The sequence below is a fragment of the Clostridium sp. AUH-JLR23 genome (assembly GCF_964238065.1).
Classification (GTDB): domain Bacteria; phylum Bacillota_I; class Bacilli_A; order Erysipelotrichales; family Coprobacillaceae; genus Allocoprobacillus; species Allocoprobacillus merdigallinarum.
This window is the reverse complement of sequence record NZ_CAXSKY010000026.1, coordinates 1-26,138: the sequence shown is the minus strand read 5'-3', so window position 1 is coordinate 26,138 and position 26,138 is coordinate 1. Positions and strand designations below refer to the sequence as shown.

Genomic DNA, 26,138 nt, shown 5'->3' with positions numbered 1-26,138 from the left:
TTATTGTAGTTTTTCTTTTGGGGCTAAAAGTTTACAATTGGTATATTTTCCATTATAATAGAAACAATAATGAGGGGGTAATCATTTATGAACATTGATGGAAAAAAGATTGCAGCAAAGCGAAAAGATGAACTCAAACAAAAGATTGATTTATTAAAAGAAAATGGTCAAAGACTACCAAAATTAACAGTTGTATTAGTAGGTGAAAATCCTGCCAGTCAAACATATGTTCGCAATAAAGATAAAGCATGTGCCTATGTAGGGATGTTATCTGATATTGTGAAACTGGATGAACAGACAACAGAAGAAAAGTTAATTGAAGTGATTCAAAAACTTAATCATGATGATACTGTAGATGGCATCTTGGTACAGTTGCCATTACCACAACATATTCATGAAGACAAAATACTTCATTTAATTGATCCACAAAAAGATGTAGATGGATTTCATCCATCTAATGTAGCTAAACTTGTGTTAGGAGAAAAAGGACTGGTACCTTGTACTCCACAAGGTATGATGGTTTTATTAGATGAAATTCATTATGACTTAACTGGAAAAGAAGTTGTTGTTGTTGGAAGAAGTAATATTGTTGGAAAACCAGTGGCTTTACTATGTTTGCATAAACATGCAACTGTGACAATTGCACATTCCCGTACAATGAATTTAGCCACGTTATGTCAAAGAGCTGATGTCTTAATAGCGGCAATTGGTCAACCTAAGTTTTTTAATAAAGATTATATTAAAAAAGGTGCTGTGGTGTTGGATGTTGGTATTAATCGTGATGAAAATCATAAATTATGTGGTGATGTTGATTATGAAGATGTCAAAGATCTTGTATCTTATATTACACCAGTGCCTGGAGGTGTAGGACCAATGACAATTGCGATGTTATTGGAAAATACTTATAAAGCTTATCAACAAAGAGAGGAGCACAAAAATGGAATATAATTTAAACGATATTGTTGAAATGAAAAAACAACATCCTTGTAAAAAGTCTAATCAATGGCAAATTATACGTATGGGTGCAGATATCAAAATTAAATGTTTAGGGTGTGGAGCCATTGTTATGTTTTCTCGTCGTGATTTTGAAAAACGTTTAAAAAAGGTTATACCAGCTCATGAAAATACGTCTGATTGAAGAAAAAGATAATAAAGAAGTCGAAAAACTGATTAGAGATTGTCTGATAGAATTTGGTGGTAATAAACCAGGTTGTGCCTGGGAAGATAAAGATTTAGGACAATTTTATCAAGTTTATCAACCTGCTCATAAACAATATCTTGTGATTGTTGAAAATGATCATGTTGTTGGTGGTTGTGGTATAGGACCAGTGGAAGGCAAAGAAGGTATATGTGAATTGCAGAAAATGTATTGTTATAAGGCGATACGTGGTACAGGCATAGCACAAGAATTATTAAACCTGTCCTTAGATTTTGCAAAGACATACTATCAGCAATGTTATTTGGAAACATTTTCCAATATGATAGCAGCCAATCGTTTCTACTTAAAAAACGGGTTTATTCCGTTGGAACAACCCCTTATTCAAGGACCACATTATGCTTGTGATAGATGGTATATAAAAGATTTATAGGAGTGATTGAGAATGTTATTTGAACATCAATATCAATTTTCTAAACGTATGCAAATGCATGATATTACTGAAATCGTCAAACAGGATATTAATCGCTGCCACATAGATGAAGGAATTGTTGTGGTATATACACCACATACAACGGCTGGAATCACTGTCAATGAAAATGCGGATCCTGATGTTGTTAGAGATATGATCAATGCTTTTGAACGTGTTTTTCCTACAGAACATTTGGATTATCATCATTTTGAGGGGAATTCACATGCCCATATTAAGTCAACTCTTTTTGGCCCAAGTCAGACTTTTATCATTCATCGTGGTCAACTTTTATTAGGAATATGGCAAGGCATTTATCTATGTGAATTTGATGGACCTAGGCAAAGAACTTTTTATGTTAAAATCATAGAGGGATAAGATGAAAGACTTTTATGAAACTTCAAGACTGATTCTTAGACATTTTCGTATGGGAGATGAACAGGCAATATATGAATTATTAAGTGATCCTGATGTTAATCTTTTTTTACCTATGTTTCCATTACAGAGTGTCGAGGAAGCAAAAGATTATTTGCAGACGCATTATTTAGATAAATATAAAAATCAAGATGGTTATTATTATGCAATCTGTTTAAAGGAAAATGATAGACCTATTGGATATATTCAAATCAGTGGTGATGAGAGTCATGATTTTGGCTATGCTTTAAGAAAAGAGTTTTGGCATCAGGAAATAGTGAGTGAAGCAGCTCTAAAAATGGTTGAAGAATTCAAAACATCTGATTTGCCATACATTACTGCAACGCATGATGTTTGTAATCCTCATAGTGGAAATGTCATGAAAAAGATTGGTATGAAATATTGTTATTCTTATAAGGAACAATGGATGCCTAAAAATATTTTAGTTACTTTTAGAATGTATCAGTATCATTTTAAAAAGGATGAGGATTTTATTTATTTAAAATATTGGAATAAATATCCTCATCATATTGAAAAAGACATTTAATGTCTTTTTTTTGTTTCTTGACAAAGAAGGACAATATGTCTAAACTAAAAAACGTTAAGGGAGGGAAAATTGTGGATAAAGATAGAATGGGGTCACAAAAAGTTTTAACTTTATTGATTGAACTATCTATACCAGCTATGATTGGGATGATTGTCAATGCTATTTATAATATTGTAGATAGAATGTTTATTGGTAATGCTCCTGATTTAGGATCATTAGGTTTAGCAGGAATTACTGTGTCTTATCCAGTGACTTTAATTTTGATGGCGTTAAGCTTAATGGCAGGAGTTGGAGGAGCTACACGTTTTTCTATTGCTTTAGGTGCTAAGGAAGAGGAAGATGCTAAATATTATCAGGGCAATGCTTTAATGATTACAGTTATCTTTGGTATTGTTTTTATGGTTTTAGGTAATATTTTTATGGATCCTATATTAACTATACTTGGAGCTAGTGAAAAGGTTTTACCTTATGCCAGTGATTACTTGAGTATTATTTTATATGGTGGTGTTTTTCAATGTGTAGCCATGTGTGGAAACAATTTCTCACGTGCCCAAGGAAATGCTAAAAACGCTATGGTTTCACAGCTGTTAGGAGCAGGTTTTAATATTGTTTTTGATTATATTTTAATTGTTCAATTTCATATGGGAATGGAAGGTGCCGCACTTGCGACAATTGGTGGACAATGTTTAAGTATGATATGGCAATTGTCTTTCTTATTTGGAAAAAGAGGAATCATTCCATGTCGTTTATCACATATGAAGTTGAAAAAACATTATACATATATGATTATGAAAACAGGTTTGCCAGCCTTTTTAATGCAATTATCAACAAGTGTTTTAAATATTGTTATTAATGGAACATTAGGTTTGTATGGTGGGGATTTGGCTATTTCAACAGTAGGAATTATTACAAGTGTTCAAACACTTATGTTGATGCCATTAACAGGTATGACACAAGGACAGCAGCCTATTATTAGTTATAATTATGGTGCTAAGAATTATCATCGTGTTAAAGAAACATTAAAGTATACGATTATAGGTTCTAGTATTCTTTCTTGTTTAGGATTTTTAGTGATTCAATTATTCCCATCAATGATTATTTCTATATTTAATCAAGAGCCAGCAATTATTGAATTAGGAAATAGTGCTTTACGCATTTGGTTTATTTGTTTACCATTGGTTGGATGTCAAACAATGTGTGCTAATTTCTTTCAGGCAATTGGAATGGTTAAACAATCCAGCTTTCTTAATTTATTAAGACAATGCTTATTATCGATACCATTGATTTTAATTCTTTCTTGGATTTTTGGATTATATGGTGTCTTTATTGCTGTACCAATTGCAGATTTCATAGCATTTATCATTACAATGTATCTTATTCAAAAACGTTTAAAGACTTTTAATGTTGCATAAAGAGAAAGTATGATTTTTATGATCATACTTTTTTGATTATATTCAATATAATAAAAAGTATTGATTATCATAGCTATCATCTATGACAATCAATACTTAGGGATGATTTATTGTTTTTTTACGTAAGCAATTAAACGAGCCCCAGGACCAGCATGTGTACCAATAACCGGTCCAACAATACCATGTAATGTTTCACCAAAATGTAAAGTTTCCCTTAATGTATTTTCAAACTTATCTAAACCATCAGATGAGCCAGTATATCCGATACAGATAGGTTCATCTAAATCCATTTCACCATCTTGTTGAATTAAGTCAATAATTTTAGCAGTAGCTTTTTGAGTCCCTCTGGCTTTCGCAAATACATCTAATTTGCCTTCATCAAAACCAATAATAGGTTTAAATTTCAAAAGTGTTCCTGCTGTTGCAGCTGTTCTTGATAAACGTCCACCTTTATATAAATATTCTAATGTATCTACAAAAGCAAATAAGCGAATACGATGTTTATATGCTTCTAAAAATGTATAGAGATCTTGAGCATTCATACCTTCATTTCTTAATGCAACTGCTTTTAATACAAGTAATCTTTGCATCTGCGTTGTTCCTAAGCTATCAATCACATAAATATCATCATAATCAACTAAATCTTTTGCAAGATTAGCACTTTGATATGTTCCACTAATAACACTAGACAAAGTAATAACAATAACACTATCATTGTTGTTTTTTGCTGTTTCATACAAATCAACAAAGTCTTGAGGTGATGGTTGTGATGTAGATGGTAATGTCTGACTATTAACTAATAAATCATAAAATTCTTCTGGTTGTAAATCAATACGGTCTTTATATTCTTTTCCATCAATAATGACTTTTAAAGGCACAACTTCAACATTGAGTTCCTTTGCATATTTTAAATCAATATCAGATGTAGAATCAGTAATTATTTTTATCATTTTTCTTTTCCTCCGTCATAAATATTCTAATTGTACGAAGCATTTTCTCTAAGGATTTCACTTCTTCTTTACTAAACAGTTTTTCAATTTCTTTAAGGGCTTTTTTAATATAATGATCATTTTCACGATAAAACTCCAAGAATTTACTTGTAACTTTTAAATGATAAGATCGTTTATCTTCTTGACTGACTGTTTTATTTAAATATCCTTTTTCTACCAATTGATTGACTTTATATGTAGCATTAGGCTGTGAAATTCCCATATATTTAGCATATTCTAAAATAGTGGGTTCACCTAACATATAAATAATATCTAAGCTAAATGCTTCTTGCATAGTGAGTTCTTTAGAAGTAGCACACATAGATGAATAAAAATTCATTTTGAATATATTATAAACAGCCTGAAATTCCTGACTTAGCATATAACCTCCTCATAAATACTTAAAATATTTTAAGTATAGTATAAATTATTTTTAATGAAAGTCAATTATAAAACACAGAATTGCAATGATAATTGCTACAAAAACATCACTTATATGATGAACCCCACTTAAAATACGTGTTAAACTGACAATCAATGCAATGATACATGCAAAAACGCCAATATAAAAATGAGCATAAAAACATACAAAAGCAATAATACAGGCACTAACAGTATGACGACTTGGAAAAGATTCGCCATGTTTATGACCTCTTAAGGGTTGAATATTCATATGATCATAGGGACGGGGACGATTCACTATTTTTCTAAAAACCGTCACAATCACAAAAGCTATACATGGTCTTAGAATGGCATCTATCAAATAAGGACTATGAATATACCATAAATAAATCAAGACACATGGATATAAGATAAACGTTACATAAGGACAATATTGTGTTAAAAAAATAATGATTTTTTCTAAACGAGGACGTTGTCTTATATACGCTAACATGGACTGATAAAAACATTCCAAAGCTCTCACCCTTTCTTTACCATTATATCGAAAATATGTGATGAAAACAAATAAAATAAAAATTTTAAAAGATAAGTGCAGTGATGTTTGTAGATTATACAAAATGCACTGACGAATAAATAGAAAATGGTGTAGGACTGTGTCATTGATGGGATTATTTGAAATTGATATAATGTGAATAGAGTATGATTGATGGAGATAAGATATAATGAAAATAACAGGAACGAAAAGTTATATACAAATTGAAGAGGATAATGGCAATATAGCAAGATTTGATGGTGAAGTTTGTTTCAATGATTTTTATGCATGGGTTGATTCAATCTGTTGGATTAAACATCAAGGAGAAATAACGGATCAGGACAGAATTCATTTGATTTATCAGGCAACGCAATATGGTAAGGATCATGATATCAAGATATTGTTCTTTGATAATGATAATAAAGTTATGTTTGAAGCAGAGCTTGGACTGAAAACGGAAGTTTATTGGGCTAAAAACGATCTTATCTTTATAGCTGTTATTTTTTTGTCAATGATTTTTCCAATAGTGTTTATTGCTGTGTTAGATGTTGTGAGTTCAATGTTTTTATTTGCTTTGAGTATGGGTGCCATCATTTTTGTAAGTCCCTTTATCTTGTGGGGAATTTCTATATGTAGATTCCAGATGATTGCTAAGGGAGATGATATAACGATGAGACCAGTCATAGGGACAAGCTATACATTTCCTGTAACAGAAATAACAAGAGTTGAAAGAAAGGTAAAAAATGTATATGGATGGCAAGAATGTGTTAAGATTGTGATTTATATAAAAAATAAAAAAATAACACTTCGTCGAAGTATGATAGGGTTTGATGACATGGATGCCTATCTTTTGCGACATGTTGATCATATTATATAAAAATATATCTTTGATATGATTTGATAGAGTATGATAAGTGGCTGTTTAAAATTAAAAAAATGTTTTTAGCACTCCGGTATTGACAGTGCTAAATGATGGGTATATAATAATATCAGAAATAAGGAAAGAGAATAGAAAAGGCATTCCTTACTTCTCATATCAAACATTGTTCATTCTCTAACAATGCTTAGAATTATTCATAAGAGGTGATATATATGTTAATGCCTAGTATTTTTGGAGAAAGTTTATTTGATGACTGGTTTGATGATTTTGACAAGGAATTCTTTGGAAAGAAAAATCCATTGTATGGAAAACATTCAAGAAATGTGATGAAGACAGATGTAAGAGAAACAGAAGGAACATATGAATTGGATGTGGATCTTCCAGGCTTCAAGAAAGAAGATGTGGAATTGTCATTTGACAATGGATATTTGACAATTTCAGCTAAAAAGAGCTTAAATAAAGATGAGAAGAATAAAGAAGGACAATATATCCGACAGGAAAGATATGCAGGAAGCATGAGTCGAAGCTTCTATGTAGGAGAAAGTGTTCCACAGAGTGATATTAAAGCAAAATTTGAAGATGGTGTTTTAAGAATTTCAATTCCAAAACAGGATATGAAAGTCATCGAAAACAACAATACAATTACGATTGAATAAGCAGGGTTAAAACAACCCTGCTTTACATATTCTTAAACAAAATTTTATATAAAATGATAGTAAGCTCATGAAAAAGAGCATATATTAAGGGCAGTTATCAGGTTTTCTCTCCACAATAACATTCTTTATACTGATAACCAAGTGGGTTAACCACTTTTTTTTATTGTACAACTACCGCTGTGCCAGATACAGTCACCATTAACATACCATTATCAGCACCTAAAACTTCATAATCAACATCAATTCCTACAATAGCATTTGCACCTTTTTGATAAGCACGTTCTTCTAACTCTTTTAATGCATTTTCTCTAGCTTCTAACAATTCATTTTCATATGTGGCAGATCTTCCACCAAAAAAATTAGATAATCCTGCAGTAAAGTCTTTTATAAAGTTAATACCAGAAATAACCTCACCAAAAACAATACCTTTGTATTCAATAATTTCTTTTCCTTCAACAGAAGGTGTTGTTGTTAAAATCATATAATCGCCTCCTTACTTTTAAAATATCATATTTGTTTGGAAAAGATGTGTATTTTACAGTTAATAAGATTGCCTTTTTGATTATTTTTCGCTAAAATGGAATGGAGTTAAGGAGTGATGAAAAAATGGCATTAACAGCCGGTATTGTAGGACTTCCTAATGTAGGTAAGTCAACATTATTTAATGCAATTACAAATGCACAGGTCGAAGCTGCCAACTACCCATTTGCAACAATTGATCCAAATGTGGGAGTGGTAGAAGTCCCTGACTATCGATTAGATGAATTAACAAAGATTTTTAATCCTAAAAAAACAATTCCAACGACTTTTGAATTTACTGATATAGCAGGTCTTGTTAAAGGGGCAAGTCGTGGAGAAGGACTAGGAAACAAGTTTTTAGCAAATATTCGTGAAACAGATGCGATTTGTGAAGTTGTTCGTTGTTTTAGAGATAAAGACATTACACATGTTGATGGAGATGTTGATCCTGTAAGAGATGTTGAAACAATCAATTTAGAATTGATTTTTGCAGATTTAGAAACAGTTGAAAAACGTATTGGAAAAATTGAAAAAAAAGCAAAATCAGGTGATAAGGAAGCCAAAGCTGAAATGGATGTTTTAACGCCATTAAAAGAAACTTTAGAAGCAGGAAAACCAGCAAGAGTGATGACTTTTTCAAAAGAAGATATGGATATTGTCAAACAATACACATTATTAACAATGAAACCATTAATTTATGTGGCTAATCTTGGTGAAGAAGATTTAGAAAATCCTGAAAGTAATCCATATTATGTTGCATTAAAGGATTATGCAACCAAAGAAAATTGTGATGTTGTTCCTATCTGTGCCAAAATTGAAAGTGAACTTGTCGGACTTGATAAAGAAGAAAAACAAATGTTCTTAGATGATTTAGGTATTGATGAAAGTGGTTTAGATAAATTAATTAAAGAAGCTTATGCTTTATTAGGTTTAAATACTTTCTTTACTGTTGGAGCTGATGAAGTTAGAGCATGGACATTTAAAAAAGGAATGTTAGCTCCAGAAATGGCAGGAATTATTCATACTGATTTCCAAAAAGGATTTATTAAAGCAGAAACATATAGCTATGATGATTTAATGGAATATGGCAGTGAACATGCTTTAAGAGAAGCTGGAAAAATTCGTCAGGAAGGAAAACAATATGTAGGACATGATGGAGATATTATGTTCTTCAAATTTAATGTATAATGAACAAAATAATCAGAAGAATATTACTTTTTATATGTATTTGTGTTTTTCTATTTTCAGCTTTTCAATTAGGAAAAATCTTTTATAATTATTATACAATTGAAAAAGAAAGTGCAGAATTAGTGACTCAATATGTAGAAGAACCAGAAGAAGAAAAAGAAGATCCATTAAAACGTGTTGTTAATTTTGAAGAACTACAAAATATTAATTCTGATGTGATTGGATGGTTATATATTCCTGATACAAAAATTGATGAACCTATATTAAAAGGTGAAAACAATAATACTTATTTATATACAGATTTATATATGAAATCTAATACAGCAGGAAATGTATTTATTGATGAAATCAATTCTAGAGATTTTAGTGATGATAATACCATCATATATGGTCATAATATGAAAAATGGTTCACGTTTTCATGATTTGAGATATTTTGTTGAAAAAGATTATTTTAATGAACATCAAGATATTTATATCTATTTGCCTGATGGAAGTGTTTATGTTTACCAGGCTGTAGCTTCTACAGTTATTGCCGCAACAAGTGATCTGTATCAAAAAGGTATAGATTATGATTCTTATATGAATCAGGTTAAAAGTGAAGCTTCTGTTTATCAAAACGTAAGTGATGAACAGGTGAATATGATTATGTTAAGCACTTGTTATTCAGGGACTGAAAATAGATATGTTGTTTATGGACAGTTAAGAGAAAAAGTAAAAAGTGAATAGTTATGAAGAATTATAATCAAGACAAATGGTTATAATTCTTTTTTTATAAAAGACATCTATAAAAAGAGTCATTTTCATCACATGACAGTCATAGAAAGGGTATGCATTATTTTTGGAAAATAATGCAAAATAATAAATTGATTAAATATAAAGAAAACGTTAATAATTTCAAATAGAGTTCATATGATAGAAAGGAAAAGAGGTGTAGTATGCTTACACAATTTCATGAACAGGCACAAAAAGCAATTGTCATAGCTGAAAGTATTGCGTTTGATTTAGGACATAGTCATGTAGGAAGTGAACATCTTTTATTATCATTATTAAAGATGAAAGATATACTTATGACAAAGATGTTAAAATCTTACCATGTTGATGATGAAGTCATATATAAAGATATTGTAAGGTTGTTTGGTGAAAAGGATATTCAACCTTTTTATATGGAATATAGTGATATTGTCAAAAAGATATTAGAAGAAGCTATCAATATCACACGTGAAAGAAAAGAGTCAAAAGTCAGTTTAAATATATTGTGCTTAGCTTTACTTTCACAAAAGGAAAGTGTTGCTGTTGAATTATTAAATAAATATCATGTTTCTTTTGATCAGATTAAAGAAGAACTAAGTCAAACCAGATCATTACTCTATGAATTAGATAAAATTCATGAACTTGTTAATTTTAATGAATTAGTAAAAAAAGAAAATAGATTGATGATAGGGAGAGATCAGGAATTAGAACAACTTTTTTTAACATTATGTAAAAAAGAAAAAAATAATGTTTTATTGATTGGAAAAGCTGGTGTGGGTAAAACGGCGCTTGTTGAAAAATTAGCTTATAAAATCAATTACAAGGAAGTTCCAAAGCTATTACAAAACAAAGTTATTTATGAACTCAGTTTGTCGAGTATTGTTGCAGGGACAAAATATAGAGGAGAATTTGAAGAAAAGTTTAAGAAGATTATTGATAAAGTGATTCAAGCTAAAGATGCTATTTTATTTATTGATGAAATTCATAATTTAATTGGTGCAGGAGGAGCAGAAGGAGCTATTGATGCTTCTAATATTTTAAAGCCTTTTCTAGCTAGAAAAGATTTAACTCTGATTGGGGCAACGACTATCGAAGAATATTATAAATATTTTGAAAAAGATCAAGCTATGAACAGACGTTTTTCCATACTCAAAATAAACGAGAATACAAAAGAAGAAACAAAAGATATTCTTTTAGGTTTAAAACAACAGTATGAAAATTATCATCATATTGATATACCTGATGAACGTATTGACGAAATTATTAGTCTTTGTGATCAATATTTATTATCACGTGTTTTTCCTGATAAAGCTCTAGATGTTTTAGATTTATCATGTGTCAAAGCAACTTTCCAACAAGATCAGACTTTACAGTCACAACATATTGAAAAGGTTATTGAAGAAATTTCAGGAGCAAGTCTTCAAAATCATTCTTATCAGGATATTGAGACTTCATTAAATCATCATATTATTGGACAACAGAGAGCTATACATCAACTTATTGAATCTTTAGAGTCCTTATCACAGTTTCCCCATCCTCATAGACCAAAAGGTGTTTATCTGCTGACAGGGAGCAGTGGCATTGGAAAAACAGAAACAGCCAAATTTTTAGCAGAAACCATGCATAAACATTTTATTAAATTAGATATGTCTGAATATAGTGATACAACGAGTGTCAATAAGATTATTGGTTCATCGCCAGGATATGTTGGTTATGACCAGCAATCGACTTTATTTCATGATATGATTTTATATCCTGACAGTATTTTATTATTAGATGAAATAGAAAAAGCCAATCCACAAGTTATGCATTTATTTTTACAAGTCTTTGATGAAGGTGTATTAAAAGATAATCATCATCATATCATATCATTTAAAGATACCATTATTATCATGACTTCTAATGTCACAAAACAAAATCAATCTATTGTTGGTTTTAAAAAGAAACTTCCTTCATATCAACATTTAGAGTCTTATTTTTCAAAAGAATTCTTAAATCGTATTGATGAAATTATTGAATATCAAACATTACAAAAAAAACATCTACAACAAATTTTAAAAAATCAGACACCAATCCCACTTACCGAGAGTATGATGGAAGATATTTTAAAAGATTATGATGTCAATCAAGGAGCAAGAACATTATTAAAACAGATGAAAAAATATCTTGTTTCTAAAAATAGATAATGATAGATACTGAGTGCTATTGATAAAAATAGCACTTTTTTGTAGATTCTTTTATTTTGATGAATGTTTTCATTTATCATTTGATGTGGTATGGTAATGATATGGAAAAGAAAAGAGGAAGATTATGTTAGATAGAAAAGATAGTCAATCCATGCCAACACAGCAAGATATAAGTCAATATATTCATAATCCATTATGGAACTTGTTTTATCAATATATGATAGATCAATACCTTATCACACCAAAATATGAATTTAGTAAATGTAGCTGGGAGTATGGCTGGAATATCAAAATGAAAAAAAGTCAAAAAACATTATGTACGATTTATCCTAGAGAGAATTATTTTACTGTTATGGTTGTTATTGGAAAGAAAGAGAAAGACAGTTTTGAACAAATATTACCAACATTACACAATAACATACAAAATATTTATGCAAATACACAAGAGGGAAATGGACAAAAATGGTTAATGATTGATTTAGAAGATGATAATAAACAATATGAAGATATTAAAAAAATCATCAATATAAAAGTTTGTGGAAAGTAAGAGGTATAAATAAAAATGTTCATTTATGAAGAAAATACATTAAATATTGAAGATATTAAAAAGATAAGAGAAGGTGTACAATGGAGAATGTTGACTGATCATCAATTACAACAGGCTTTAGATATGACAGTTTATAGTATTGTTGTTAAAGATCATGAACATTCTATTGCAATGGGAAGATTAATAGGTGACGGCATTTATTATCTGATTTGTGATGTGGCAGTTCTCCCAGACTATCAGCATCAGGGAATAGGGACAAAAATTATTCAACGTATGATTCAATATGTCCAATCCCATTTAAAAAAAGGTGAACGCTGTTCTCTTCAATTGATTGCCGCAAAAGGAAAAGAGAGTTTTTATGAAAGTTTAGGTTTTTCATTATTGCCTAATGATTTATCAGGACATGGTATGCAGATGTTTATAAAGAAAAAATAATACATATTTAGAAATGGAAAAGAGACTATCTTTTATATAAAATGAATAGGAGGAGGGATAGTATGAATAGAACAGAAATAATGCAAAAAGCTGATGATGTGATCAAAGATCAGAAATTAAGAGAAATGTTTAAAAAATGTTTTATGTCAACTTTAGAAACAAGTTTAAAAGTTGAAGGAGATAAGACTTATATTATTACGGGAGATATTAATGCTATGTGGTTACGTGATTCAAGTTGTCAGGTGAATCATTATTTAAAATTAATGAAAGATGATCAGGATCTACAAAATAAAATCAAAGGATTAATTCGCTCACAAATAGAATATGTTTTATTGGATCCATATGCTAATGCTTTTTTAAATACGGAAGATGTTCCAAGAGAATATCATGATACAACAATTATGAAACCATATGTCTGGGAAAGAAAGTTTGAACTTGATTCATTATGTTATCCAGTCAAACTCGCTTATCAATATTACAAAGAAACAAATGATACAACTATTTTTGATAAACAGTATCTTTATTTTATTCATACGATTTTAGATGTTTTTGAAACTGAACAGTATCATAGTCAGAAATCTTCTTATACTTTTGAAAGAGATATGGCGAAAGTATGGAATTTAAGAAAAACAGAGACATTACAAAATCATGGACATGGATTTGATACAAGATATACAGGAATGGTATGGAGTGCTTTTCGACCTAGTGATGATGCCTGTGCTTTGAATTACAATATTCCAGGAAATATGTTTTGTAGTGTTATTTTATCTTATTTAGTAGAGATTGTACGTGATCTTTATCACGATGAACGTCTTGTAGAACGTATTATTGATTTGAAGTTCCAGATTGATTATGGTATTGAATTATTTGGAACATATCTTCATCCAAAATATGGCAAAATTTATGCCTATGAAACAGATGGATATGGAAATCATATTTTAATGGATGATGCTAATGTACCAAGCTTATTATCTTTACCATATTTAGAATATTGTCATGAAGATGACCCTATCTATCAAAATACAAGACGTTTTATTTTAAGTGAAGATAATCCATATTATTATGCAGGAAAAAAAGCCAAAGGCATTGGTTCTCCACATACATGGGAAAACTATATTTGGCCAATTGCATTGACAATGCAAGCTTTAACATCTACCAATCAACAAGAAATTCAAACACTTATTGATATGATTGTGAATAATACAGATGATACAGGATATTGTCATGAAAGTTTTGATGTCAGTGATGATAGTCAATACACAAGACCATGGTTTTGTTGGGCTAATTCATTGTTTGCTGAACTGATTATGAAAGTCTATTTCTAAGAGGTAACAACCTCTTATTTTTTTTGTGGAAATCTGTAAAAATATTACAGGTTTTGTAATTTCTATTTGAAAGTGCTTTCTGTATACTTATTGTTGTTGAGGAGGAAAAAATATGAAATTAATTATGTCATTTTTAGAGAAGTATCTTATGCCACTTTCTGATAAGGTCACTTCAAACAAGTTATTAAATGCGATTAAAGACGCATGTATCTTAACGAGTCCATTTACTGTTGTTGGATCTCTTGCAGGTTTAGTGAGTCAACAAGCTAATTATTGGTTTGGTGAATGGGGAATTCCTTTAGATGGAATCTTAGGAAGTATTATTAATGCTTTCGCAAATATTAATACAGTTGCTATGGGTATGACTGGTTTAGTTGTTGTATTAGCTTCATCTTACAATTATTCTAATCAGTTAAGAGCAAATAAAACAGGTGATAAATGTGTTCCATTAGTAGCTTGTATTGTTTCACTTATTGCTTATATCGCAACAATTCCAAATGCTATTGATGTTGGTGATTCAACAATTACAGCATTCCAAATTAATTTCTTCAATTATGAAGGTATGTTTACAGGGATGATTATTGGTTTAGCTTCATCATTCTTATACTATCATTTAGTTAATTCTAAATATACAATTAAATTACCAGGACAAGTTCCACCAATGGTATTAAATTCATTTTTATCAATTATTCCATTTTTTGTCATTATGGTTATTTTCTCAGTTATTAAAGAAGTTGTTGTGCTTTGCGGGTATGCTTCATTACAGGCATTAATTACTGAATTTATTATTTCACCATTAAATGGTATTGGTACAGGATTACCAGCAGTTATTTTAGTTATCATTATTATGCAATTATTATGGTTCTTTGGTGTTCACGGATTCTCAATTATGTGGGGATTAATCTCAGTTTTATGGATGCCAATTTTCTATGAACACATTCAAATGTATGTGGAAACAGGTTCATTTGATGGAATTACACAAGTTGCTCCAAATACATTATGTAATGTTTATGCCATGATTGGAGGATCTGGTTCGACATTAGCACTTGTTGTTTTATTACTTATTTTAGGTAAAAAAGGTTCTGCTGAAAGATCTATTGGTAAAGTTGCAATTATTCCAGGATTATTTGGTATCAATGAACCAGTCACTTTTGGTTTACCAATTGTATTAAACCCAATTATGTTCTTACCATTTGTTTTTGTTCCTGTTATTAATGCAATTATTGGTTATTTTGCGACTTCTTGGGGTTGGGTTAACCATTTAGTAGTCTTAAATTCAGGTGTAGAACCTATCTTTGTTAATGCATGGGTATTAGGTGCATTTACAATCAGTCCTGTTATCTTATGTGTTGTATTGTTTATTATTGATTTAATCTTATATTATCCATTTGTTAAATTACAAATTAAACAAAATAGTATTGAAGCCCAGAATGAAGGTGTTGTTCTTGAGTAATATTCATTTTATTCCTCATGTTCATTGGGATAGAGAATGGTTACGTTCAACAGATGCTTCACGTATTAAACTTTGTTATTTCTTTGATCGTTTAATTGATATGTTAGAAAACGATCCACAAATGAAATATTTTACATTCGATGGACAAACTGCTGCTTTAGAAGATTATTTAAGTATTAAACCATTTCAAAAAGAGCGTATTGCAAGATTAGTCAAAGCTCGAAAATTATTTATAGGTCCATGGTATGTGCAACCAGATATGATTATTCCATCAGGAGAAGCATTACTTAGAAATTTAATTATAGGATCTCAATATGCACAGTCATTTGGACATTGCCTCCAAGTTGGATGGGTTCCAGATGCATTTGGTCAAAATAAAATTACGCCTTATCTATTTAAACAAATTGGTATGAAAGGTGTTTATGCATGGCGTGGATTTGATTATGATTGTTTAGAAGATTCATTGTTTTTATGGGAAGGAAATGGCAATACAGTTTTACCGGCTATTCATTTTGCTTTAGGATATGGACATTATCGTGGTTTCCCAGAAGATTATGAAGATGTTAAAAAGGATATGGAAAATTTTATTCCAAAACTTAAAGAACGTTATCAGGATGGCGAAATATTATTTATGTTAGGAAGCGATTATGCTTTCCCTAGACGCCATTCTTCTCAAATGATCAATCGTTTACAAAAAGATGGATATCAATGTCAGATGACAAACCCTGAAGAATATCTTAAAAATATTTTAAAAGCTGCTAAGCAAAATCATCATGAATTAAAAGTCTATAAAGGTGAAGCAAGAAGTGCAACTTTAGGACGTATTCATGCAGGCATTACGTCTACACGTATAGATATAAAAAATGCGATGCGTTATTATGAAACAATCATGGCAAAAGTTGTAGAACCAATGGTCAGTATGACACGTTCACTTGGGGGTCACTGTGATCAGGAATTAATCAATTATTTCTGGAAGATTATCTTTAAAAATCAGTTCCATGATTCTATATATAGCTCTTCGCCAGATAGTATCAATCATACGGTAGAAAATCGTTTATTAAATTTACGACATGGTTTGAATGAACTGATTTGGATGAATTTTAGATTTTTAGCCGAAACAGTGGATTTAAGTGAATTAAATGATCAGGAAGATATTTTGGTATTATTTAATACTTTACCGTATCAAAGACAAGATTTTGCCTTTGTAAGCATGATTGTCAAAGATAAAGATTTTGTATTAAAACGTCATGATGGGACAATTGTTCCTTATCAATTCATGAATGAAACAAAAGAGACATGTCATGATATTGAATACTATAATGGTATGGAAAACTTCCATGACTCAGGAGAAGTATTAGAGGGTACGAAATTTAAAGTTCAATTCAAAATTGACACTTCATTTTTACCACCAATGGGTTATGAAATCTTAAAAGTTTGCTTCAAAGAAAAAACATCTACATCTCTACAAGGAGATGTGAGTGTGATGAATCATGGAGCACAAAATAAATATTTATCAGTAGTGATTGAAGAAGATGGCACTTTAACAGTCACAAATAAACTGACAGGTGAAACTTATCATCATCTTCATACATTACTTGAAAAAGGTGATGATGGTGATGAATATAATTATTCACCATGTATTGATGATCAAGAAATCAGAATTAATGATGTGAAACCAACTATAGAATTGGTAGAATCATCATCCATTGAAGTCAAATATCGTATCACTTTTGATACAACTGTGCCATCAAAAGTGGTGGACCATCATCGTAGTCAAGAAACAAAACCATTACGTATTATCACTGATGTTTCTTTAAAGGCTCATAGTCAGACAGTTGATTTTGAAACAACTATTGAAAATCATTCTTGTGATCATATTGTCAGAGTTGCTTTTGATGATATCTATACTTCTAAACAAAACTGTAGTCAAGATCAACTTGGAACTATTATCAGAGATAATGTGATTACAAATCAAAAAGGAATAGAAAATGGGGCAACAGAATATGTTTTACCTATCTATGCGATGCAACGCTTTGTGAAATTAAATCATCAAAATGCTATCATGTCATTATTAAGCCAAGGACCTCTTGAATATGAAGTAGAAAATGATCAAAGAATTTGTTTAACACTTTTAAGAAGCGTTGGAAAATTTGGAAAAGCTGATTTACTGATCAGACCAGGAAGATCATCGGGATATCGTATGGATACGCCATCTTCACAATTGTTGGATAAAAAAGTAACGAGTCAATACTCACTTTTCTTTGGTGAAAGTCAACAAATGTCTGATTTGGTTCGTACAGCTGAAATATTAAATACACCAGTTCAAACACGTTATCTTAATGATATTAGCCGTCAAAAAAATAAAGGATTAAAATGGCAATATGAAGATATAAAATTAGATACAAGAGTTGAACTGATGGCTTATAAGAAAGCTGAATGTGGTCAAGCGTCAGTCATCCGTATTCTTAATAATCGTGATGAAGATATTGAAAATGTTGTTTTATATGTTCCAGCAGATAAAAAATGTTATCTTGGGGATGCATTAGAAGAAAAACAAGAAGAACTTGAAAATCAAGATGGAAAAATTTATATCAAAAGCATGATGTCAAATACTTTTGTAACTGTTATAATAGAGTAGATTTTCTACTCTATTTTCATATGAAAGGATTGATTGTTTATGAGTCTCATTAAAAATTTTCAAGAATATGGAAATCATTTAACTGAACTAGAAGTGGAATGTTTTCATAAACTTTTGAGTTTTCAGGATTTACAGCCAAATTTAACAATATCTTCATTATCTGAGGCTTTAAATGTATCCACAACAACTATTTTTAGAATGGTGAAAAAATTAAATTATAAAACATTTATGGATTTTCGCTATGATCTTTTATACCATCGTAGAGATGAATATGAATATACATCTAGATGTGATAATGTTTGTGATACTATTGAAAAGGAAATCAAAGATACAATGTCTATGTTAAGACATTTAGATATTGGAAAAGCTATTGAAAGTATAGTACAGGCTAAAAATGTTCTTGTTTGTTCCTCTGGGATGAATAAATATGTTGCGAAGATATTGGCAGTAAAACTGAGTTTATTTGGAATCAGAACAATATATCCAGATGATAATTGGTTTTTATATTTAGAAGCGAATCATTTAACTTCTGAAGATTTTGTCATTGTGATTTCACGTGGTGGGGAAACAAAAGATATTATTGACGTTATGAAAACTGCTAAAATGAATGGATGTCAAATATTATTAATTTCAGAAAAAATAAATTCAACGATGTCAAAACTATCTGATTATACTGTGAATGTATCAGTATCAAAAGATGAAGGATATGATATTGATTCACGTTTACATATGCATTTGGCTATTGAATATTTACTTAGAGAATTAGTGAATCAACATTTATATAGTAAAAAATATTTATAAATAAAAAATGAGGAAAGAAAATGGTAGAAAATATAATTAAACAAATGACTTTAAAGGAAAAAGTTGGTCAATTAAACCAGCATTTATATGGTTGGCAATGTTATCAGAAGGTAGGAGACCATTATGAATTAACAGATTTATTTAAAAAACACGTTAAAGAATATGGAGGCGTTGGTGCGATTTATGGAATTATGAGAGCTGATGCCTGGTCACAGATTGATGAACATAATGGGATTACACGCCAAGAAAGTTATCAGGTTATTCAAATGATTCAGGATTATATCAAGAAACATTCGCGTTTTCAAATACCCGCCTTGATTACAGAAGAATGTGTTCATGGTCATATGGCATTACAAAGTCCTGTCTATCCTACACAATTAGCGATGGGGATGACCTGGAATCCTTTGTTGATGGAAAAAATTGCACAGAATGTCAGTCAGGAATTAGCCGCCAAAGGTGGAAATCTTGCTTTATTTACTGGTTTTGATGTATTAAGAGATCCACGTTGGGGAAGAAGTGAAGAATGTTTTAGTGAGGATGCGTATCTGACTTCACAAATGATTCAAAGTGCTGTGCAGGGATTTGAAAAAGATCAAAACGGAGTCAGCGTTGTTGTCAAACATTTATGTGCTCAAGGAGCCTGTGAAGGTGGACATAATTCGGATGCAGCTAAGATTGGTCCAAGAGAATTAAGAGATATTCATTTGCCACCAGTCAAGGCAGCAGTCAAAGCAGGTGCAAGAGCTGTTATGGCAGCTTATAATGAAATAGATGGAATTCCCTGTCATATTCACAAAAATCTTCTTCATCATATTTTAAGAAAAGAGTATGGTTTTGATGGCATTGTCATGGCTGATGGATGTGCTTTAGATAGACTGTTATTATTAAATGACAATCCTTTACAAATGGGAAGTCTGGCTTTAAAAGCAGGTGTTGACTTGAGTTTATGGGATCAGGTTTATACCAAACTTGATGAAGCTGTTAAACAAGGTTATGTCACTGAAGAAGAATTAGATATAGCGGTTGAAAGAATTTTAAGACTCAAAGAAAAGTTAGGTCTTTTTGAACCTTCACAAAATATACCATTGCCTCAATGTGATGAATTATTGTTGCAAAGTGCAAGAGAATGTCAAGTGTTATTAAAAAATGATAATCATATTTTACCATTAAAGAATACACAAAAAATTGCTGTGATTGGACCTAATGCCCATCATTATCTCCATCAATTGGGCGATTATACGGCTTATCAAAATCCGCAAGATATTGTGACTGTCTATCAGGGAATCTGTAAAAAAGCTTCACAAGTTAGCTATGCATTAGGATGTACTACAAGAAAGAAACAATTTGAAAATTTGGATGAAACATTAAAGATTGCAAAAGAGGCAGATGTTGTTGTTTTGGTTTTAGGTGGTAATAGTACGCGTTTATATCAAAACGCTTTTGAAAATAATGGCGCATTAAGAATTCAAGATGAAAATGAAATGAATTGTGGAGAAAATATTGATTTAGCAAGTCTTGAATTAGAAGGATATCAAAATCAATTATTAAAAGAGATTCATCGCGTGAATCCAAATATTGTCACAGTCTTGATTCAAGGAAGAGTTCATGTGATCAATGATGTCATGCGTTATTCTCAAGCGGTTGTGGCTAGTTTTTATCCTGGTTCAAGAGGTGGAGATGGAATCGCTGATGTGCTATTTGGAGATTACAATCCTAGTGGACATTTGAGTGTTTCTATTCCACGTCATGTAGGGGCATTACCATGTTATTATAATCATAAGCATAACGGAGCACAAAAAGATTATATAGATTTACCATCTGGTCCATTGCTTCCATTTGGTTATGGACTGAGTTATACAACATTTGAATATCAAAATATATCTTTACCTCAAAAGATTTCCATTCAGGAATTAAAAGAAAAAGGACTCACTATTACTTTAGATGTCCATAATACAGGTCAAAGAGATGGAGAAGATGTGGTTCAGATTTATATCAAGCATTTACAATCAAGCATTGTTTCTAGAGTGCTGGAATTAAAAGGATTCCATAAAGTATATGTTCCTCATCATGCTGTTCAGACAGTCAGTATCACATTGAGTTATGATGATCTGGCAATATGGAATATAGATATGGAACATATTGTAGAAACAGGACGTTTGGCTGTTTGTGTCGGTCAAGATTCACAAAATTATAAGGAATATAGTGTCTGTATTGAAGAAAGCTGCTAAGGTGGCTTTTTTTGATAAATTAGGGTAAATATGGTATGATAAATGCAGTTTATAGAGAGAAAAGAGGAAGAACAATGTATAGTGTCATTATTTTATGTGCTGGACAGGGGAAAAGAACAGGATTGAATTATAATAAAATGTTATATTCATTTCGTGGTAAGACAGTCTATGAAATGACTTTAGAAACTTTTATCAACGATACACGCTGTCAACAGATTATTGTTGTGACAAGACCTGAAGAAAGAAAAGAATTTCAACAATTATTAAGTGATGAACGCATAGAGTTTGTTGATGGGGGAAAAGAAAGACAGGATAGTGTATTTGCAGGTTTACAACATGTGACATATGAAAATGTTTTGATTCATGATGGAGCCAGACCTTATTTAAAAGAACAACAGGTTGATGATCTGTTAACATGTCTAGAAGAACATCCAGCATGTTTATTAATGGTACCTTGTAAAGATACAATTAAAAGAGTGATTGATGGTGTTGTCGAAGAAACACTTAATCGACAAGAATTGATGCAGGCACAGACACCACAGGCTTTTCATACCAAACTGATTTTAGATGCTTACACAAAAGCGATACAACAGCACTATTTGGCTACTGATGATGCTCAAATGGTAGAACATTTTACTGATGAAAAAGTTTATTTTGTTTTAGGGGATTATGAAAATAAAAAAATTACAACAAAAGAGGATTTAAAATAAAACTTCTGAATATAATCAATGGGGTGGTCTTTTGAAAAAGAAAAAACACAGTTTACTTGTTATTATAATATTATTATGTATCTGTTTGACTATTTACTTCTTTATGCCACATCCACCATGTTCATTATCTTCTTTTGACAAAAGAGCTGTCTGGTTTGCGTATGGAGATTTAGAACAGTTTTCTTATGAATCAAAGGAAAGCTTTGAAGAAGATTTTTCACAAGCTATTGAAAATATAAAAGATTATAAAATCAATACTGTTATTGTTCAGGTACGTGCTTTTAGTGATGCTTTATATGCATCAGATTTGTTTCCTCTTTCAAGAGTGATTACACATCAGGAATCATTATCATTTGATCCATTAGAAGTGATGATTGACATTGCTCATCAACAAGGTATGTCCATTGAAGCATGGATTAATCCCTATAGAGTCTCTTTAAATCAAGCAAGCTTTGAACAATTTTTAAATCATTCACCGCACCGTGACTGGTTGGAAGATGCAACTCAGACAATTGGTTATGCCACATATCAATATATTTTAAATCCTGCCAGTCAGTCAGTGAGAGATTATATTGTTGATGGAGTGAAAGAAGTTGTGGAAAACTATGATGTTGATGGTATACATTTTGATGATTATTTTTATGTATCAGGAACACATGATGGCACAACGGCCAATCAACGTATGGATTATGTTAATATGCTCATACAGGATGTTTATCAGACAATTAAAGAGACTGATGAAAATGTTGTATTTGGCATCAGTCCTCAAGGCAATTATGAAAATTGTTTAAATGATGGGGCTGATATTGATACATGGTTAGGGGAAGAAGGCTATATTGATTATTTAATGCCTCAGATATATTGGAGTGATCAGTATGGTGAAAATAAAAAGACAACAATGTTTACTGATCGATGTGAGCAGTTTGCGAAAATACCAAGACATCAAAGTGTTATATTATATGCTGGATTAGCGCTTTATCGTGCTGGCGGGGCTGTTGATGAGGATTATGGATGGCAGGAAAACTCTCGTAATATTGCTTCACAAGTTCAAATTTTATATGAAAATGGATATAAAGGTTTTAGTTTATTTCGATATGATTCATTCCTGAAAGAATCATCAATACAGGAATTAAATGAATTATTAAGGCAACATGCATAAAAAAGGATGCGACCAATCGACTTATATAGTCTATTGGATGACATCCTTTTTTGTATGGATTGTTTGTGTCAATTGATAACTTTCATCTATATATTTGAAAATATCTTCATCAGATAATGTTTCATCTAAGATGATAGAAATCCATTTCTTTTTATTCATATGATAAGCTTTATAAAAACCATTTTCTTGAAGTAATTGTAAAATATGTTCTTCTTTTAATTTTAAATTGATGATTTCTACATCCCCGTTTTCAGAAGTGATTTTATTTTTATTGATGTTCATCATTAAAGCATACCATTTTTGGTTGTTGTGATGTCTAAAAACGCCATAGTGAGGATCGCTCGTCCATGGAAAATCAGGATAATCATGATATGTTTTTATTATGTAATCAGCGATTCTATTGGCTTGAGGATATATAAAATATTGCGGTGTAGTACATTTGTCTTTGATATCATTTAAAATCTTTTCATATTCTTGACGTATTTTTGTGATAAATTCACCAGTTTGCGCTTTGATACGAAAATTGATATATTCTTCATGAAAAGCTAAATCAATCATTTTTCCATGAATATCTTCATCAGTATTGATAGTAATGACTACTTGAAAGCTATTATCTAAAATATTTTGAATATAAACATATTGATGACATTCTTTTTGAAAGCCATAGGCTATCAGTTTATTAAAATCAATTTTTGTTCTTTGAAATATATCTTGTTCTAAACTCAAGATGAATCACCTCATTATAGAGAATTTAAGAATTCTTGCCATTGGTCTTCATGATCAACAAAATATTTCGGACAGATTTTACCAGTAATATCATAATGTCTAATCACATCTTGACTTTGTAAGTGATAGGAGTCCATTAAAGCGCGCACGAGTTTTTGTAATGACTGGTAAGTTGCATCATTAAACTGTCCGCTTTCATCAGGATGGCAGCATTCAATAGAAATGGTATCTTTATTACGATTGTTAGAAGCATAAGCGACTTCATTCAAAGGAATACATTGAATGATTTCTCCTTCTAATCCAATGATAAAATGGCTAGATACAGAAGTCGTTCTGGTTATTTTCAGATTTTCAAAATAATCTCTGTTATTTTGAGCAGTGGAACCAGGATTGGCAGTATAGTGAATCACAATACCATTGACTCTTCGTAATGTTTTTCCACTACGTGAATAAGGATTGACAGTTAAAAACTGATGTTGTATAGATAAGCCATCAACCTGATATTCTTCAATATCATTATGATGACGTGAAGACAGATAAATTGTTCCTATGCCAATGATCAGTAAAATCACAAGCATATAAATCATAGGCTTTTTATTGATTCTTTTTTTCTTTGCCATAAGATCACCTCGCTTTTACATTATGTCATGATAGCATTGAAAATGTATAAATAATTTCTTAATATTTTATAAATTGATGTGGTTATCATCTATTATATCATGATTGTTGATTTGAGAATATCAAATGATTATTGTATTGTAAAAAGTATTGATTTTATGAGGTTTTTATATATGTCTGGATTGACAAAAGGGCGTATATGTGGTATATTACGTGAGCATGTAATAAATTTACTGCCTGTCTATATTTTTAATATAGACCATTAGACCATAGGAGGAGGTAAAAAGATGAATAAATACGAAATCATGTTTATTGTAAAACCTGATGTTGAAGAAGAAACAAGAAATGCATTAATCGAAAACTTCAAAAACATTTTAACAAATGGTGAAGGAACTGTAGATAATGTCAACGAATGGGGATTACGTGATTTTGCTTATGAAATTCAGGATTACAAAAAAGGATATTATGTTGTCGTAGATACAACAACTACTCCTGAAAATATTTCTGAATTTGAACGTATTTCACGTATCAATGCAAACGTTATCCGTCATATGACTCTTAGAAGATCTAAATAAGAAGGTGAATTCTGATGATTAATCGTGTTGTATTAGTTGGAAGAATGACGAGAGATCCTGAGTTAAGAAGAACAAATAGTGGTGCTGCAGTTACAAGCTTTACTTTAGCATTAAATCGTAACTATAATTCAGCAGATGGACAACAGGCTGATTATATCAATTGTGTTGTTTGGAATAAAGTTGCTGAAAATGTAGAAAGATATTGTTCAAAAGGTTCATTGGTAGGTGTCGAAGGAAGACTTCGTTCACGTAGCTATGATAATGCTCAGGGACAAAAAGTGTATGTTGTTGAAGTTGTTTGTGATAGTGTACAGTTCTTAGAAACAAGAGCTGCTAGAGAAAGAGCACAGCAACAACAACCACAAGTATCACAAGATAACTTCTATGATATGAAAACAGTAGAATTAGAAAAGGATTTTGATAATTCTTTTGATTCATTTGATATCATGGAAGATGATATTCAATTTTAAGGAGGAAAAGGTTTATGGCATTCAAAAGACAAAGACCAAGAAAAAAAGTTTGCTATTTTACAAAAAACAAGATTGATTACATCGATTACAAAGATGTTGAATTATTAAAAAGATTTGTTTCTGCTAACGGTAAAATCATTCCTAGACGTGTAACTGGAACAAGTGCTAAATATCAAAGACAATTAGCAGTTGCGATTAAACGTGCTAGACAAATGGCTTTATTACCATACGTTGGTGAATAATAAATATTAAAAAACCTTGATTTAATCAAGGTTTTTTTGCGTGTGCCACGCATGGCATAAAACTTGGTGGTGAAAGTCCACTGTGGAGGTTTCGTACTACCAACCACTA

29 protein-coding genes are annotated in these 26,138 nt (G+C 30.9%); 23 read left to right on the top strand and 6 right to left on the bottom strand.

The genetic code is table 11. The features are described from left to right. The first annotated feature begins 87 nt into the window (after window positions 1-87). The 6 genes from folD to ACESR5_RS11340 all read left to right on the top strand — a co-directional run bounded on the left by folD (window position 88) and on the right by ACESR5_RS11340 (window position 3,998). Window positions 88-948: a bifunctional methylenetetrahydrofolate dehydrogenase/methenyltetrahydrofolate cyclohydrolase FolD gene (folD, locus tag ACESR5_RS11365; RefSeq protein ID WP_373155851.1), complete on the top strand. Its 861-nt coding sequence runs from the start codon at window positions 88-90 to the stop codon at window positions 946-948. Next, window positions 938-1,138 (top strand): DUF951 domain-containing protein, encoded by a 201-nt coding sequence (locus ACESR5_RS11360; protein ID WP_087246047.1) that lies wholly within the window; start codon window positions 938-940, stop codon window positions 1,136-1,138. The genes folD and ACESR5_RS11360 overlap by 11 nt, the downstream gene beginning before the upstream one ends. Continuing rightward, complete coding sequence (locus tag ACESR5_RS11355) at window positions 1,119-1,589, top strand: GNAT family N-acetyltransferase (protein WP_373155848.1); 471 nt, start codon at window positions 1,119-1,121, stop codon at window positions 1,587-1,589. Before ACESR5_RS11360 ends, ACESR5_RS11355 begins: the two co-directional genes overlap by 20 nt. Before the next feature lie 6 nt (window positions 1,590-1,595). Beyond that, a complete protein-coding gene (locus ACESR5_RS11350) occupies window positions 1,596-2,003 on the top strand; it encodes a secondary thiamine-phosphate synthase enzyme YjbQ (RefSeq protein ID WP_373155846.1) in 408 nt (135 codons plus the stop codon). Between the two features lies 1 nt (window position 2,004). Beyond that, entirely contained in the window at window positions 2,005-2,586 is a 582-nt protein-coding gene (locus ACESR5_RS11345; RefSeq protein WP_373155843.1) for a GNAT family N-acetyltransferase, read from the top strand. 71 nt (window positions 2,587-2,657) lie between these two features. Next, window positions 2,658-3,998, top strand: coding sequence for an MATE family efflux transporter (locus ACESR5_RS11340; RefSeq protein WP_373155840.1), 1,341 nt, complete (start codon window positions 2,658-2,660; stop codon window positions 3,996-3,998). A 107-nt stretch (window positions 3,999-4,105) separates the two neighbouring features. Here ACESR5_RS11340 and ACESR5_RS11335 read toward each other — a convergent pair whose 3' ends face one another. The 3 genes from ACESR5_RS11335 to ACESR5_RS11325 are packed head-to-tail and all read right to left on the bottom strand — an operon-like array spanning window position 4,106 to window position 5,903. Continuing rightward, window positions 4,106-4,948 carry a DegV family protein gene (locus tag ACESR5_RS11335; RefSeq protein ID WP_373155837.1) on the bottom strand — a complete coding sequence of 281 codons (843 nt, stop codon included), beginning with the start codon at window positions 4,946-4,948 and terminating at the stop codon, window positions 4,106-4,108. Further along, a complete protein-coding gene (locus tag ACESR5_RS11330; RefSeq protein ID WP_087304663.1) occupies window positions 4,929-5,369 on the bottom strand; it encodes a MarR family transcriptional regulator in 441 nt (146 codons plus the stop codon). The genes ACESR5_RS11335 and ACESR5_RS11330 overlap by 20 nt, the downstream gene beginning before the upstream one ends. 51 nt (window positions 5,370-5,420) lie before the next feature. Next, entirely contained in the window at window positions 5,421-5,903 is a 483-nt protein-coding gene (locus tag ACESR5_RS11325; RefSeq protein ID WP_373155833.1) for a phosphatase PAP2 family protein, read from the bottom strand. A 208-nt stretch (window positions 5,904-6,111) separates the two neighbouring features. Between ACESR5_RS11325 and ACESR5_RS11320 the strand changes: the two genes are divergently transcribed. Beyond that, a complete protein-coding gene (locus ACESR5_RS11320; RefSeq protein WP_373155830.1) occupies window positions 6,112-6,798 on the top strand; it encodes a hypothetical protein in 687 nt (228 codons plus the stop codon). Between the two features lie 215 nt (window positions 6,799-7,013). Next, window positions 7,014-7,457, top strand: coding sequence for an Hsp20/alpha crystallin family protein (locus ACESR5_RS11315; RefSeq protein WP_087246041.1), 444 nt, complete (start codon window positions 7,014-7,016; stop codon window positions 7,455-7,457). Window positions 7,458-7,617: 160 nt separating this feature from the next. Here ACESR5_RS11315 and ACESR5_RS11310 read toward each other — a convergent pair whose 3' ends face one another. Continuing rightward, window positions 7,618-7,938, bottom strand: coding sequence for a putative heavy metal-binding protein (locus ACESR5_RS11310; RefSeq protein ID WP_087244223.1), 321 nt, complete (start codon window positions 7,936-7,938; stop codon window positions 7,618-7,620). Between the two features lie 125 nt (window positions 7,939-8,063). Between ACESR5_RS11310 and ychF the strand changes: the two genes are divergently transcribed. The 12 genes from ychF (at window position 8,064) to ACESR5_RS11250 (ending at window position 23,398) form a co-directional block, all read left to right on the top strand. Then, complete coding sequence (ychF, locus tag ACESR5_RS11305) at window positions 8,064-9,164, top strand: redox-regulated ATPase YchF (RefSeq protein WP_087297939.1); 1,101 nt, start codon at window positions 8,064-8,066, stop codon at window positions 9,162-9,164. Further along, entirely contained in the window at window positions 9,164-9,892 is a 729-nt protein-coding gene (gene srtB, locus ACESR5_RS11300) for a class B sortase (protein WP_087936098.1), read from the top strand. The genes ychF and srtB overlap by 1 nt, the downstream gene beginning before the upstream one ends. Window positions 9,893-10,101: 209 nt before the next feature. Continuing rightward, window positions 10,102-12,102: an AAA family ATPase gene (locus tag ACESR5_RS11295; RefSeq protein ID WP_373155826.1), complete on the top strand. Its 2,001-nt coding sequence runs from the start codon at window positions 10,102-10,104 to the stop codon at window positions 12,100-12,102. Window positions 12,103-12,226: 124 nt separating this feature from the next. Beyond that, complete coding sequence (locus ACESR5_RS11290) at window positions 12,227-12,649, top strand: DUF3788 domain-containing protein (RefSeq protein ID WP_373155824.1); 423 nt, start codon at window positions 12,227-12,229, stop codon at window positions 12,647-12,649. Between the two features lie 15 nt (window positions 12,650-12,664). Then, on the top strand, window positions 12,665-13,084 hold the full coding sequence (locus tag ACESR5_RS11285) for a GNAT family N-acetyltransferase (protein WP_373155821.1): 420 nt from the start codon (window positions 12,665-12,667) through the stop codon (window positions 13,082-13,084). 62 nt (window positions 13,085-13,146) lie between these two features. After that, on the top strand, window positions 13,147-14,409 hold the full coding sequence (locus ACESR5_RS11280) for a glycoside hydrolase family 125 protein (protein WP_373155818.1): 1,263 nt from the start codon (window positions 13,147-13,149) through the stop codon (window positions 14,407-14,409). Window positions 14,410-14,521: 112 nt separating this feature from the next. Beyond that, window positions 14,522-15,862: a PTS sugar transporter subunit IIC gene (locus tag ACESR5_RS11275; RefSeq protein ID WP_373155815.1), complete on the top strand. Its 1,341-nt coding sequence runs from the start codon at window positions 14,522-14,524 to the stop codon at window positions 15,860-15,862. Continuing rightward, a complete protein-coding gene (locus ACESR5_RS11270; protein ID WP_373155813.1) occupies window positions 15,855-18,500 on the top strand; it encodes a glycoside hydrolase family 38 C-terminal domain-containing protein in 2,646 nt (881 codons plus the stop codon). The genes ACESR5_RS11275 and ACESR5_RS11270 overlap by 8 nt, the downstream gene beginning before the upstream one ends. Window positions 18,501-18,539: 39 nt before the next feature. Beyond that, window positions 18,540-19,301 (top strand): MurR/RpiR family transcriptional regulator, encoded by a 762-nt coding sequence (locus ACESR5_RS11265; RefSeq protein WP_087244231.1) that lies wholly within the window; start codon window positions 18,540-18,542, stop codon window positions 19,299-19,301. Window positions 19,302-19,321: 20 nt separating this feature from the next. Beyond that, window positions 19,322-21,529: a glycoside hydrolase family 3 N-terminal domain-containing protein gene (locus tag ACESR5_RS11260; RefSeq protein ID WP_373155810.1), complete on the top strand. Its 2,208-nt coding sequence runs from the start codon at window positions 19,322-19,324 to the stop codon at window positions 21,527-21,529. Window positions 21,530-21,603: 74 nt separating this feature from the next. Continuing rightward, window positions 21,604-22,239 (top strand): 2-C-methyl-D-erythritol 4-phosphate cytidylyltransferase, encoded by a 636-nt coding sequence (gene ispD / locus ACESR5_RS11255; RefSeq protein WP_373155807.1) that lies wholly within the window; start codon window positions 21,604-21,606, stop codon window positions 22,237-22,239. Window positions 22,240-22,270: 31 nt separating this feature from the next. Next, entirely contained in the window at window positions 22,271-23,398 is a 1,128-nt protein-coding gene (locus tag ACESR5_RS11250) for a glycoside hydrolase family 10 protein (protein WP_373155804.1), read from the top strand. A 30-nt stretch (window positions 23,399-23,428) separates the two neighbouring features. Here the strand turns inward: ACESR5_RS11250 and ACESR5_RS11245 are convergent, their stop codons facing one another. Both ACESR5_RS11245 and ACESR5_RS11240 read right to left on the bottom strand, forming a co-directional pair. Beyond that, entirely contained in the window at window positions 23,429-24,124 is a 696-nt protein-coding gene (locus tag ACESR5_RS11245) for an MmcQ/YjbR family DNA-binding protein (RefSeq protein WP_373155802.1), read from the bottom strand. Between the two features lie 14 nt (window positions 24,125-24,138). Continuing rightward, window positions 24,139-24,744: an N-acetylmuramoyl-L-alanine amidase family protein gene (locus ACESR5_RS11240; RefSeq protein WP_373155799.1), complete on the bottom strand. Its 606-nt coding sequence runs from the start codon at window positions 24,742-24,744 to the stop codon at window positions 24,139-24,141. 285 nt (window positions 24,745-25,029) lie between these two features. Between ACESR5_RS11240 and rpsF the strand changes: the two genes are divergently transcribed. From rpsF to rpsR, 3 genes are read left to right on the top strand one after another with little or no spacing between them, the layout of a single operon-like run. Further along, entirely contained in the window at window positions 25,030-25,317 is a 288-nt protein-coding gene (rpsF, locus tag ACESR5_RS11235) for a 30S ribosomal protein S6 (protein WP_087244235.1), read from the top strand. A gap of 14 nt (window positions 25,318-25,331) precedes the next feature. After that, window positions 25,332-25,787: a single-stranded DNA-binding protein gene (ssb, locus tag ACESR5_RS11230; RefSeq protein ID WP_087244236.1), complete on the top strand. Its 456-nt coding sequence runs from the start codon at window positions 25,332-25,334 to the stop codon at window positions 25,785-25,787. A gap of 14 nt (window positions 25,788-25,801) precedes the next feature. Further along, on the top strand, window positions 25,802-26,029 hold the full coding sequence (rpsR, locus tag ACESR5_RS11225) for a 30S ribosomal protein S18 (RefSeq protein ID WP_087244237.1): 228 nt from the start codon (window positions 25,802-25,804) through the stop codon (window positions 26,027-26,029). Window positions 26,030-26,138: the final 109 nt, after the last annotated feature.